The organism is Pseudomonas granadensis, from assembly GCF_900105485.1.
Taxonomy (GTDB): domain Bacteria; phylum Pseudomonadota; class Gammaproteobacteria; order Pseudomonadales; family Pseudomonadaceae; genus Aquipseudomonas; species Aquipseudomonas granadensis.
The window spans coordinates 3731460-3744934 of record NZ_LT629778.1; the positions used below are offsets into that span (position 1 = coordinate 3731460).

Below are 13475 nucleotides of genomic sequence, written 5' to 3' on the forward strand. Positions count from 1 at the left end.
CAATTCATGCACCAAGTTGCAACCAGGCGGGCACCGAATGGGATCTTCAGCGAACTGCTTTGGCGCATCAGGTCGATGTGCTGACACGAACCGCGATCATTCGGGACAAGGTTTCCCGTGGCGTACGCCCGGCAACAGCGCACAATGGCCGAGCGACGCACCACAACACAGCAATTGTCGTACCAGTCATTTCTACTGAACCTTCGCGCAAGGCTCATACTCGAACGCTTCAGACGTCACTACGGAGATCCACCCCATGGCCAGCATCAAGGCAAAGACTGCTCAAGACATCCTGATGAACGACTTCCAGACCCTGGTCGCCGACACCGAGCGTTTGCTCGAGCACACCGCCACCCTGGCCGGTGATCAGGCCGATGAGCTGCGTGCGCAGATCCACGACAGCCTGTTGCGTGCCCGCGAAACCCTGAAACTGACCGAAGACAGCCTGCGCGAACGCGGTCAGGCCGCTGTGACCGCCACCGAAGAATACGTGTCGGCCAACCCATGGCAGTCGGTCGGTATTGCCGCTGGCGTGGGCTTTCTGATTGGCCTGCTGGCCACTCGGCGCTGATCATGTCGATCGGTGAATCCGGCCCGACTGCGGGCACCGCCTCTTCCACGCGACGCCTGGGCGCCGCCGTTCTGGGTCTGCTGCACAGTCATGTCGAATTGTTCGGCATCGAATTGCAGGAGCAGAAATCCCGCACTGTCAGCCTGTTGCTGTTCGCCGGGCTGGCGCTGGTCTTTGCCCTGTTGCTGCTGGTGGGGTTATCGACGCTGGTGATGATTCTGTTCTGGGATACGTATCGCCTGGCCGCCATTATCGGGCTGTGCGTTTTTTATACCCTGGCCTCGATCTTCTGCGGACTGCGCCTCAAGGCGGCCATATTCGATGAGTCCTCGCCTTTCCACGGCACGCTCGAAGAGCTGGCCAACGACCGGGAGCGCCTGCTGCCATGAGTCATCCTCAATTGCCGCATAACAGCTCACGCCGAGAAATGCGCAAGGCGCTGATTCGCCTGCGCATGGAAATGCATCGCCAGGAAATCCGCCATGAGGCCGGGCAGGTTCTGCAGCCTTTGCAGCGCGTGCGCGGCATGACGCAGGGTCTGCACAGCGGCTTCGGTATCAAACACGCGCCATTGTGGGGCGTGGCTGCCGTTACGCTGCTGGGCTTTCTCACCGGCAAAGGCGCGAAAAGCGGCGGCGCCGGTGGGGTCAGCCGCTTGATCCGGCTCGGCACCACGCTGGGGCCGCTGATCAAACTGGTCATGCAGAGTTCGGCTAAACGTTGAAGTGATCCATCTGGCTACATTCTTGCACTGACGGCGGGATGAATCTGTTATCCGCAGGTTCAATCCCGCACGCCTACGCGGCCATCGGGGTTCATCAAAACAAGAACCAAGGAGGCCCCGTGATCGACGGGCAACCGCTCGCCTGCTTTCAACCGTTCATCGATACCGCCACCGGACTGATTGCAGGCGTCGAAGCGCTGGGTCGCCTGCGCCAGGCCGACGGCCAACTGGCTTCGGTCGGGCCGTTGTTCGCCGATCCGCGTACGCCCGCGATTGCCCTGCGCCGCCTCGACCGACAGATCCGTGACAACGCTTTGAGCCGCCTGCACGAAGCGCCATCCGACTGGTTTCTCAGCCTGAACATGTCGCCACGCTGGATCAGCCGCCTGCGCGCCGGCCAAGCGTTGCCCAGCCTCGGGCAACTGGCGCGACACGCGGTCGACCCGCAGCGCATCGTCTTCGAAATTACCGAGCTGGGCGGCAATGACCAACGCCTGGCCGAGGTGGTCGCGCGTTATCGCGAGGCCGGTGCCAGAATCGCCATCGATGACTTCGGTGCCGGTTATTCCCAGCTCGATCGGGTGCTGGCATTGCAACCGGACATTCTCAAACTCGACATGCGCCTGTTTCAGGCCGCAGCCTTGGGAGGGCCGAGCAGTGACGTGGTCAAGGCGCTGGCGCAAATGGCCGAGAAGACCGGCTGCTGGATCATTGCCGAAGGTGTCGAAACCGAAGCGCAGCTCAATTTTGCGCTGGAATGCGGGTCGCGCTACGTGCAGGGTTTTCTCTTCGCCCGGGCGCAAGAGGCGTTCTTCCCCACTGATGCGTTTGTGCAGCGGTTCGCCGAACTGCGTCAGCGCTATGTGCGGCAGAAACTCGCCGAGCGCGGGCGGCTGATGCAGATGCGCCAGCAACTGGCCGAACTGATGTCGATCCTGCAAGCCTGGGCGCAGGCCCACGCACCATTGAGCGCGCTGCCACAACTGGACGCCTTCCCGTGGCTGCTGCGCTTTTATCAATGCGATCGCCATGGCACGCAACTGACGCCGAACCTGGAGTGGCGCCAGCATCGCTGGGTCGCCGACAACCGATACCTGGGCCACAACTGGTCGTGGCGCCCGTACTTCTACCATCTGCTCGCCGAAGGCTGGGAGGAGCGCCGTTTGACCCTGTCCAGCACTTACCGCGATGCCACCAGCAACCAGTATTGCCTCACCGCCGGGCAGTTTTTCGACAACGGCGAGCGCTTGTTGCTGATCGACATCGACGCTGCCGGCTTGTAGTTCCGCTTGCAGGCGCGTGCGCGAACCGGGAAGCTAACGGCCAACATTCCAGTTTTCCTGACGGAGAGAAACAGCCTTGGATTGGCACACCCTGCTCAACCGCGAACGTCTCGGCAAGCCGCTGCACAGCCCGCAAGAACTCGGCCGCAGCCCTTTTCACAAAGATCATGACCGGATCATCTTCTCCGGCGCCTTCCGCCGCCTCGGGCGCAAGACCCAAGTGCACCCGGTCACCAGCAACGATCACATTCACACGCGCCTGACCCACTCGCTGGAAGTCAGCTGCGTCGGCCGCTCGCTGGGCATGCGCGTCGGTGAAACCCTGCGCAGCGCGCTACCCGAATGGTGCGACCCGGCCGACCTCGGCATGGTCGTGCAATCGGCGTGTCTGGCCCACGACATCGGCAACCCGCCTTTCGGCCATTCCGGCGAAGACGCCATCCGCCACTGGTTCCAGCAGGCCGCCGGACGCGGCTGGCTCGACGGCATGAGCGAAGCCGAACGCGGCGACTTCCTTAACTTTGAAGGCAATGCCCAAGGCTTCCGCGTCCTTACGCAACTGGAATACCACCAGTTCGACGGCGGCACCCGCCTGACCTACGCGACCCTCGGTACCTACCTGAAATACCCGTGGACTGCACGCCACGCCGACTCGCTGGGCTATAAGAAACACAAATTTGGCTGCTACCAGAGCGAACTACCCCTGCTTGAGCAGATCGCCCACAAACTCGGCCTGCCGCAAATCGAAGATCAGCGCTGGGCGCGCCATCCATTGGTGTATTTGATGGAAGCCGCCGATGACATCTGCTACGCGCTGATCGATCTCGAAGACGGCCTCGAAATGGAGCTGCTGGAATACGCCGAAGTCGAAGCGCTGCTGCTCGGCCTGGTCGGCGATGACCTGCCGGAAACCTACCGCCTGCTCGGCCCGCAGGACTCGCGCCGACGCAAACTGGCAATCCTGCGCGGCAAAGCCATCGAGCACCTGACCAACGCCGCCGCACGCGCCTTCGTCGAACAGCAGGACGCACTGCTCGCTGGCACCCTGCATGGCGACCTGGTCGAACACATGCACGGCCCGGCCAAACGCTGCGTACTGAACGCCAAAGACATCGCACGCAAGAAAATCTTCCAGGACAAACGCAAGACCCTGCACGAAATCGGCGCCTACACCACCCTGGAAATCCTCCTCAACTCCTTCTGCGGCGCCGCACTGGAACAACACAACGGCCGCACCCCGTCCTTCAAAAGCCGGCGCATCCTCGACCTGCTCGGCAGCAACGCCCCCGACCCACAAGGCTCGCTACACACCTCATTCCTGCGCATGATCGACTTCATCGCCGGCATGACCGACAGCTACGCCAGCGACATGGCCCTGGAAATGACCGGACGCTCCAGCCATTGAGCCTTGTGCGCGCCCTGAAAAGATCAACAGCCCCTCACCCTAACCCTCTCCCGGAGGGAGAGGGGACTGATCGTGGTGGATGCGATAGATGCGCCAACGGCGATACCGAGTCGAATGCACAATTTGAAAAGCCCAAAGATCGGCTCCCTCTCCAGGGGGAGAGGGCTGGGCGGGCGGCGTTCCGATGAGGGGCAGCCACACCAAAAATCCAAAGCCAACCACCCGCTTCTAACCACTCAACAATGAGCGTTAGCTCGCGTGCTCTTGATCTTGATCTTGATCTTGCCTAACCGCGACATCGGAAGGCTGAGTGGAGGGATCGATCCGGGCGTGGGAGCGCAGCGACCGTCTGGCGCAGCCAGACACAGCGGAAGTAGGTGCAGCGAAGCAAACCGTAGCCGCTGCGCCCGGATCGATCCCGCAGCGAAGGGACCCGAGCCTGCGAGGGCCGAACGCAGGAGCAAGCCTTTTTGGGTACTTTTTCGGCGTCTGGAAAAAGTGCCTCGCCGTAAGGGCGAAACCATAAGAAGCCGTTACCGCAGCAACGGATATGCCCCCAAATAAACCCCACACACCCGCAACTTTAAACAATAAAAAAACGCGATCCCCCGCCAACACTTACCACTCGTTCAAGCCAAACTAAAAGCCCATCCCGATCCTGCACTTCCTTACGCCAAACCCAGTTCAACTGTAGTCCGCTTCCTCAATGATTGTAGGACTTATCCGATACCATGACGCAGACCCCGTCACTCCCTGCGAGTGCTCATGCAACTGAGCTAAGGTGCGCGCTTTATTCGTGTTCGCATGGGATTTGATTATGAACTCCGTATTTATTGTCGACGATCACCCGGTCATCCGTCTCGCCGTTCGAATGCTGCTCGAACATGAAGGTTACAAGGTCGTCGGCGAGACCGACAACGGAGTCGATGCCATGCAAATGGTCCGCGAATGCATGCCCGATCTGGTCATCCTCGACGTGAGCATTCCCAAGCTGGACGGCCTGGAAGTACTGGCGCGCTTCAACGCCATGGGCTCACCGCTGAAAATCCTGATCCTGACCGCACAGTGCCCGACCCTCTTCGGCATTCGCTGCATGCAATCCGGTGCCTCAGGCTATGTCTGCAAACAGGAGGACCTGAGCGAACTTGTCAGTGCGATCAAAGCGGTACTTTCCGGATACAACTACTTTCCCAGTCAAGCGTTGAACCCCGTTCGCAATGACGACGTTCGTTATGCCGAACTTGAACTGTTCAAATCCGTTAATGATCGCGAGTTGATGGTCTTGCAACTTTTTGCCCAGGGCCGCACCAACAAGGAAATCGCCAAGGGCATGTTTCTGAGCAATAAAACCGTTAGCACTTACAAGAAGCGCCTGATGCAAAAACTCAAAGCCAAATCCCTTGTAGAACTTATCGAGATGGCCAAACGCAACGCACTCGTGTGAGAGCCAGCATGCCCAGTCGTTTGAAGGACTATCTAATCGCGTTGAGCGCAGGACTGTTACTGAGCGCAAACGTCTTTGCCCTGCCCGTCTCCTCGCCGGACTACGCCTTGCTCAGCCGGTCGGCGAGCGATGCGGTGACGGTGATGCTCGACCGGCCGCAGCGGCAGTGGCTGCTTGAACGCAACGAACTGGTGCTGGGCACCTCGGCGCCCGACTATCCGCCCTTTGACATGACGGTCAGCGGCAAGGATTACGAAGGCCTCACTGCCGACTACGCCGGACTGCTGGGCCAGGCCACCGGTCTGCCGATCCGGGTGCAGCGCTTCCCTTCGCGCGATGCAGCGATTCGCGCCTTGCTCGATGGCCAGGTCGACCTGCTCGGGACCGCCAACGGCTTCGAAGCCAGCAACGCCAACCTCGCCCTGTCGACCCCTTACGCTTTTGATCAACCGGTGCTGGTCACCCGCGAGGACGAAACCCGCTCGCTCAGCGAAGGCCTCGCCGGGCTGCGGCTGAGCATGGTCTATCACTATCTGCCATTGCCCGAAGTTAAGGCGCTGTATCCGAAAGCGCTCATCACCTGCTATCCCTCCTACCAGAACGCAATCAACGCGGTGGCGTTCGACCAGGCCGATGTGTTTCTCGGCGATACCCTTTCCACCCACTACATGATCAACAAGGGCTACCTGAACAACGTGCGCATGGCCAACTTCGGCAAGCAGGAAGCCCAGGGCTTCAGCTTCGCCGTGCGCCGCAACAACCCGCAACTGTTGAACATCATCGACCGTGCGCTCAAAGCCGTGCCGGCCAGTGAACGTGACAGCATTGCCAAACGCTGGAGCGCCGGTAGCAATCTGCTGCTCAGCGAGCAGAAACCGCAACTGACTGAACGCGAAGAAGCCTGGCTCAAACAGCATCCGGTGGTCAGCGTGGTGGTCAACGAGGCGTTTGCACCACTGACGTTTTTCGATAACGACGGCAATTTTCGCGGCATCAGCGCCGACCTGCTCGAGCTGATCCGCCTGCGTACCGATCTGCGTTTCGAGATCCGGCGCAGTCGTAACGACGCGGAAATGATCGAGCAGATTGATCGCCATCAAGCCGATCTGATCGCCGCGCTGCTGCCGTCGGAAGAACGCGAGAAACACCTGAGCTTCAGTCGGCCCTATCTGGAAAACTCCTACGTGTTGCTCACGCGCAAAAGCGCCGACGGCCCGACCAATCTCGGCCAGTTGCGCGGCAAGCAATTGGCAATTGCCCAGGGCAATCCAATGGTGGACTACCTGCGCGAGGAATATCCGCGCATCCATCTGATTGAAACCGCGGACACCTTCAGTGCAGTGTCGCTACTTGCCGAAGGCCGGGTCGACGGCGCGGTGAACTCGCTGGTCATCGCCAACTACTTCATTTCCTCGCGGATCTTCAATCAGCCGCTGCAGATCACTACCACCATTGGTACGAGTCAGGCCGCATTTTCGCTGGCGACGGCGCGTGACAACACCGAGCTGACCTCGATCATCAACAAGGCGCTACTGAGCATCGCACCGGATGAACTGGGCGTTATCAATGGCCGGTGGCGCGGTTATTCCACCGCCTCACAGAACATCTGGCACAACTACCAGCGCCTGTTTTATCAGGTCATTCTCGGCGCATGTCTGCTGTTGTTACTGCTATTGGCCTGGAACGCCTACATGCGCCACCAGATCAAACAGCGCCAGGCCGCCGAACGCGCGCTGAACGATCAACTGGAGTTCATGCGTTCACTGGTCGACGGCACGCCGCATCCGATTTACGTGCGCGACCGCCAGGGCTTGCTGCAAAGTTGCAACGAAAGCTACCTCGAAGCATTTGCTGCCAAGCGTGAGGACGTGATTGGCAAAAGCGTCATTGAAGGCACCCTGAGCAATGCTTTCGAGGCCCACGCCTTTCACGCCGATTACCAGCGAGTGGTTGCCGAAGGCACGCCGATGGTGGTCGACCGGCCGTTGCACATCGGCAACCGGCGCCTGACGATCTACCACTGGATATTGCCGTACCGCGATTCCAGCGGCGCTGTACAGGGCATCATCGGCGGCTGGATCGACATCAGCGAGCGTCGTCAATTGTTCGATGAACTGCGCGCGGCCAAGGAGCAGGCGGACGAGGCCAACCGGGCGAAAAGCACCTTTCTGGCGACCATGAGCCATGAGATCCGCACACCGATGAACGCGGTGATCGGCATGCTCGAACTGACCCTCAAACGCATGGATCAACAACACCCGGATCGTTCTTCGATCGATACCGCCTACCATTCGGCCAAGGATCTGCTCGGTTTGATCGGCGACATTCTCGACATCGCGCGCATCGAATCCGGGCGCCTGAGCCTGTGCCCGGAGCGGGTCAATCTGGTCGACACCGTGGCATCGGTCACGCGCATTTTCGACGGCCTCGCCCGGCAGAAAAACCTCGTCCTGCAAACCCTGCTCAATCCACCGGAGCTGGCCGTCGATGTCTATCTCGACCCACTGCGTTTCAAGCAGGTGCTGTCGAATCTGGTCAGCAACGCGATCAAATTCACCGAGCAGGGCCAGGTCAGGATCACCCTTGATCTGATGAACACCGAAGCGCCAGGCCGCGCGCTGATGCAGTTGACCGTGCAGGACAGCGGCGTCGGTATCAACGCCGAGGACCAGCAACGCCTGTTCGCGCCATTTGCCCAGGCACAGAACAGCCATCGACAAAGCCGAAGCGGCGCCGGTCTGGGCCTGGTGATCAGTCGTAACCTGTGCGAAATGATGGGCGGCCAGTTGCAATTAAGCAGCCAGCCGGGAATCGGCACTCAGGTGTGTATCACGCTGGCTGTGGAAACCTTGCCGGCACAGGTGAGCGCCGGCAAAAACGAAGCTGCGATCAAAAAAGCGCGAACGCCTTTATGCGTGCTGGTGGTGGATGACCACCCGGCCAATCGCCTGCTGATGTGCCAACAGCTGGAATTTCTCGGCCATCGCTTCAGCGTTGCCGAAAACGGCTGCGTCGGTCTGCAATTGTGGCAGGCAGGCCACTTCGATCTGGTAATTGTCGATTGCAACATGCCGCTGATGAACGGCTATGAGCTGACCCGCGCCATTCGCCAGCATGAAATGCAGACGCGTTGTCCACCCTGCACGGTATTGGGCTTTACCGCCAATGCGCAACCGGAAGAGGTCCAGCGTTGCAAGCAGGCAGGCATGGACGATTGCCTGTTCAAGCCGCTGAGTCTCAGCCTGCTCAGTGAATGGGTCGACGGCATCACCCCGGCGTCGTCAGGCCTGGCGTTCGATGTGCAAAACCTCGACACGCTGACCGGCGGCAACCCGACACAGACCCGTCGCCTGGTCGCCGAGTTGCTCAAGAGCAGTCGTCTTGACCGCCAGGAGTTGCTGGCGTTATCGCCGGAGCGTGACCGTGCGGCGCTGGCGGAGGTCGCGCACAAGATCAAGGGCGCCGCGCGGATCGCTCAGGCCAAACGCGTCATCGAATGTTGCGAAGCCCTCGAACAGGCTTGCATCAACGCGGCGCCAGCCGATGAGCTTGCCCGCCATTGCGAAGCGAGCGATCAGGCGATGCTCGAACTGGAGCAGGCTTTGCAACAACAATTGACACTGTCGGAGCAAAGCACAATGAGCTCGCCTTAACTATGCTGGGTGCTGAGCAGTGAGTTAACCATCATGGAGAGCCAGAAATGCCCAGCCCACTGCGCCCGGAGCAACGCCGGTTACCGCTGCACGTCCACATCAGCGTCATGTTCACCTGCCTGCTGCTGCTCACCGGGGTCGTGCTGGGGCTTTTCAATTACCGCCAGACCACGCAGATCATCCTGTCGAGCAGCGAGAAACTGTTCAACCGCATCGAACAGGATGTGCGTCTGGACATGGCCGCCACCTATCAACCGATCCGCCATCTGCTGAGCCTGCTGGCCGGTGATCCGGCCGCGCAGGCAGTCAACCTCGAGCAACGCCTGCCCTTGCTGCGACCGTTCAGCCAGTCGCTGACGGACAACCCAAGCCTGGCCTCGCTGTACCTGGGTTATGCCAACGGCGACTTTTTCATGGTGCGGCCATTGCGCAGCGCCGCCATCAAGACCTTGCTCAAAGCGCCCGAGGCCGCTGCGTTTCAGGTCTGGAGCATCGAGCACGATGCGCAGGGCAACCTGCACTCGCAGTCGCTGTTTTTCGACCCGGCACTGCTGCCGGTCGGCCGTCAGGACAACCTCGCCGACCGCTACGATCCGCGCAGTCGCGCCTGGTTCACTCAGGCGCGCGAGCGAAACGAGCAGATCACCACCGAACCCTACGTATTTTTCTCCACACACAATGTCGGCACCACCCTGGCCCGACGCAGTGGCGACAACGTCGTGATCGGCGCCGACCTGACACTGGTCGCCCTGTCGGCAACCTTGAGCAAGCATGTGGTCACGCCGTCCACCGAGATCGCCCTGTTCGATGCAGACGGCAATGCCGTGGCCTACCCCGACAGCCAACGCCTGATCGTGGAGGGCAGCGCGGCCAGCCTGGCCAAGGCCGCCGATCTGAGCCCAGCCCTGCATGCACTGCTGACGGGGGACCAGACCAGCAATCGCGTAAGCGCCGAAGGCCGCCAGTGGATCGTCGCCCGCAGCACCGTCGAGGAAGGCGGGCCAAAGGGCTTGCAACTGGCGCTGCTGGTGCCAGAAGACGAATTGCTCGTCGATGCCTACCGCTTGCGCTGGCAAGGCGCGCTGATCACCTTGGCGATCCTGCTGCTGTGCCTGCCGTTGGGCTGGGTGATTTCCCGGATTCTGGTCAAGCCTTTGCACGCGCTGGTCAAGGAGGCCGACGCGATCCGTAGTTTCAATTTCGACTTTCCCTCGGCACGCCGCTCACCGGTGCTCGAAGTCGATCAGTTGAGCGTGTCGATGGCGCGGATGAAAGACACCTTGGCGAGTTTTTTCCGCATCACCGACACCCTCGGCGCGGAAACGCGCTTCGCCTCTCTGTTGCAACGGGTGCTGTTCGAAACGGTGCAGATCGCCCAGGCGCAGGCCGGACTGATTTACCTGCGCGAAAGCGACAGCACACGCATGGAGCCCTACGGGCTGGTCATCGATGGCGCGCCCCAGGCACTGGAAACTTTCGCGATACAGGGCCACGACCTGCAGCACAGCAACGGCCCCGAGTGGTTCGAGCAATTGATCAGCGCCAACAATGTCGTCAGCCATCTGGGTTTCGATCAGGCCGGGGATCTGCAAAGAGTCCTGCTGGCGATGCAATCACCGCGCATCCATCTGATCGGCATCCGTCTGCACAACCGCCATGACGAAACCATCGGACTGCTGATTCTGCTGGTCAATGACAGCGGCACCACGGCCGATCTGGAAAAACTGCGACCGGACCGTATCGCCTTCTTGCAGGCCGTTTCCGGAGCCGCCGCAGTGAGCATCGAGAGCCAGCGCCTGCAAGCGCGGCAGAAACAACTGCTGGATGCGTTCATTCAATTACTGGCAGGCGCCATCGATGCGAAAAGCCCCTACACCGGCGGGCATTGCCAGCGCGTGCCGGAGCTGACACTGATGCTGGCTCAGGCGGCAGCGGCCAGCGATGCGCCGGCCTTCCGTGCCTACCAGCCCAGCGAAGATGAATGGGAAGCCCTGCACATCGCCGCGTGGTTGCACGACTGCGGCAAGGTAACAACGCCGGAATACGTGGTCGACAAGGCCACCAAACTGGAAACCATCAACGACCGCATCCACGAAATCCGCACGCGTTTCGAAGTACTCAAGCGCGATGCCTGGGTCAGCTATTGGCAGGCACTTGCCATGGGCGGCGATGAGTCCGCCCTGGCGGGCCTGCGCGACACGACGCTGGCAACGCTGGATGACGATTTTGCGTTTGTCGCGCGTTGCAACCTGGGCAGCGAGGCCATGGCTGACGCCGATCTGCAACGCCTGAACACACTGGCGCAGCGCACCTGGATGCGTACGCTGGATGATCGTCTGGGCGTTTCGTGGGAGGAGAACCGGCGGCAGGCACACACACCCGCGCCAAGCTTACCGGTCCGGGAAAAGCTGTTGGCGGACAAGCCCGAACATCTGCTCGAACGCGACCCCAACGAGTTGATTCCGGAAGACAATCCGTGGGGTTTCAAGCTCGATGTGCCGCGCTACAAATACAATCGCGGCGAACTGTACAACCTGAGCATCAGCCGCGGCACGCTGACCCGCGAGGAGCGCTATGTGATCAACCACCACATGGTGCAGACGATCATGATGCTCAGCCACCTGCCCTTTCCCGGCCACCTCGAGAGCATTGCCGAAATCGCCGGCGGCCATCACGAAAAAATGGACGGTACCGGCTACCCGAAACGTCTCAAGCGCGAAGAAATGAGCCTGCCGGCGCGGATGATGGCGATTGCCGATATCTTCGAAGCACTGACCGCGGCCGATCGCCCGTACAAGAAAGCCAAGACCCTGAGCGAAGCCTTGGCGATCATGGCCACCATGTGCCGCGAAGCGCATATCGATGCACAGCTGTTTGGCCTGTTCATCAGCGAAGGTGTGTATCGGCAGTACGCCGAGCGTTTTCTCGACCCGGCGCAGATCGACAGCGTCGACCCGGCCAGCCTGTTGCTCAAGGCTGGCCTCGATCCGTGATCAGCAGTCGGTCAGACGCAGGAAAATTGCCGCCAGTTGCTCGATGCCGGCCTGATCGTGCGCAGCGAAACGCGCAAGTGTCGGGCTGTCGAGATCAAGCACACCGATCAGGCGACCGTCCTTGACCAGCGGCACGACCAGTTCGCTGTTCGACGCGCTGTCACAGGCGATATGACCGGGAAAAGCATGCACGTCCTCGACGCGTTGGGTTTGCCGGGTGGCCGCTGCCGCACCGCACACGCCGCGACCGAACGGAATGCGCACGCAAGCGATCTGGCCCTGAAACGGGCCAAGCACCAGTTCTTCGTTGCGATTGAGGTAAAAACCGGCCCAGTTCAGGTCATCGAGCTGGTTGAACAGAAATGCCGAAAACTGCGCGGCGTTGGCGATAAAATCGCGCTCGTCCGCCAGCAGCGATTCCAGTTGTGCCGCCAACAAGCCATAGCCTTCAAGGCCCTGGCCACTTTGTTGCAAATCGATCATGCCTTGTGCTCCAGCAATTTCAGGCCCACCCAATAGCGGGCAAATTGATACGCGCAACGCCCGTTGCGATTGCCGCGGCCGGTGGCCCAGCGCACGGCGAGGATGTCCAGCGCTTCGTCACGCTGCCAGCTCAGGCCGGCCTTGGCCGCCAACTGGCCGATCCAGTGTTCGACGACGTTGAGGAAATGTTCTTGGGTAAACGGGTAGAACGACAGCCACAGGCCGAAACGGTCCGACAACGCGATCTTGTCTTCAACGGCTTCGCTGGGATGCAGTTCTCCACCGACGCGTTTCCAGTTTTCGTTGTCGCTTTCCTTTTCCGGCACCAGATGGCGACGGTTCGAGGTGGCGTACAGCAAAACGTTGTCCGGCGCCTGCTCGAGCGAGCCATCGAGCACGCTTTTCAGCACGCGATAATCGCCTTCGCCGGATTCGAACGACAGGTCATCGCAAAACAGCACGAAGCGTTGCGGCAGTTTGGCGATCTGCTCGACCACTCGTGGCAGGTCTGCCAGATGGTCACGCTCGATCTCGATCAGGCGCAGGCCCGCTGCGGCGTGCTCCGCCAGCAGCGCGCGCACCAGCGACGACTTGCCGGTACCGCGCGAGCCCCAGAGCAACGCATGGTTGGCCGGCATGCCATCGAGAAATTGCTGGGTGTTGCGGCCCAGTTGGTCCAATTGCCGGTCGACACCGATCAGGTCCGACAAGCGCATGTCGAGGCTGACTTCCAGCGGCAGCAGATAACCGCTGCGCCCGTCGCGCTGCCAGCGCGCGGCCAGGCAGGTGCCCCAGTCGATCACCGGCCGTGGCGCCGGCAACAACGGTTCGATGCGCGCCAGAACCGACTCGGCGCGTTCAAGAAAAGCATTCAATCGGGAATCCACGTCTTCTCCTCGGGCACGTTCACAGTGATGAT

10 protein-coding genes are annotated in these 13475 nt (G+C 60.8%); 8 read left to right on the forward strand and 2 right to left on the reverse strand.

Going from position 1 to position 13475, the window contains the following annotated elements:
• Positions 1-256 precede the first annotated feature (256 nt).
• The 8 genes from BLU52_RS16435 to BLU52_RS16470 all read left to right on the forward strand — a co-directional run bounded on the left by BLU52_RS16435 (position 257) and on the right by BLU52_RS16470 (position 12073).
• Entirely contained in the window at positions 257-571 is a 315-nt protein-coding gene (locus BLU52_RS16435; protein WP_090284903.1) for a DUF883 family protein, read from the forward strand.
• A gap of 2 nt (positions 572-573) precedes the next feature.
• A complete protein-coding gene (locus BLU52_RS16440; RefSeq protein ID WP_090284905.1) occupies positions 574-960 on the forward strand; it encodes a phage holin family protein in 387 nt (128 codons plus the stop codon).
• On the forward strand, positions 957-1295 hold the full coding sequence (locus BLU52_RS16445) for a hypothetical protein (RefSeq protein ID WP_090284907.1): 339 nt from the start codon (positions 957-959) through the stop codon (positions 1293-1295). Before BLU52_RS16440 ends, BLU52_RS16445 begins: the two co-directional genes overlap by 4 nt.
• A gap of 119 nt (positions 1296-1414) precedes the next feature.
• Positions 1415-2578, forward strand: coding sequence for an EAL domain-containing protein (locus tag BLU52_RS16450; protein ID WP_090284909.1), 1164 nt, complete (start codon positions 1415-1417; stop codon positions 2576-2578).
• Positions 2579-2654: 76 nt separating this feature from the next.
• Positions 2655-3983: a deoxyguanosinetriphosphate triphosphohydrolase gene (locus tag BLU52_RS16455; protein ID WP_090284911.1), complete on the forward strand. Its 1329-nt coding sequence runs from the start codon at positions 2655-2657 to the stop codon at positions 3981-3983.
• A gap of 817 nt (positions 3984-4800) precedes the next feature.
• On the forward strand, positions 4801-5427 hold the full coding sequence (locus BLU52_RS16460) for a response regulator transcription factor (protein ID WP_090284913.1): 627 nt from the start codon (positions 4801-4803) through the stop codon (positions 5425-5427).
• 8 nt (positions 5428-5435) lie between these two features.
• Positions 5436-9080: a transporter substrate-binding domain-containing protein gene (locus BLU52_RS16465; RefSeq protein ID WP_090284915.1), complete on the forward strand. Its 3645-nt coding sequence runs from the start codon at positions 5436-5438 to the stop codon at positions 9078-9080.
• Between the two features lie 47 nt (positions 9081-9127).
• A complete protein-coding gene (locus BLU52_RS16470; RefSeq protein WP_090284917.1) occupies positions 9128-12073 on the forward strand; it encodes an HD domain-containing phosphohydrolase in 2946 nt (981 codons plus the stop codon).
• Here BLU52_RS16470 and BLU52_RS16475 read toward each other — a convergent pair whose 3' ends face one another.
• Positions 12074-12556: a GAF domain-containing protein gene (locus tag BLU52_RS16475; protein ID WP_090284918.1), complete on the reverse strand. Its 483-nt coding sequence runs from the start codon at positions 12554-12556 to the stop codon at positions 12074-12076. It abuts the gene before it with no gap.
• Positions 12553-13443, reverse strand: coding sequence for an ATP-binding protein (locus tag BLU52_RS16480; protein ID WP_090284920.1), 891 nt, complete (start codon positions 13441-13443; stop codon positions 12553-12555). Before BLU52_RS16480 ends, BLU52_RS16475 begins: the two co-directional genes overlap by 4 nt.
• Positions 13444-13475: the final 32 nt, after the last annotated feature.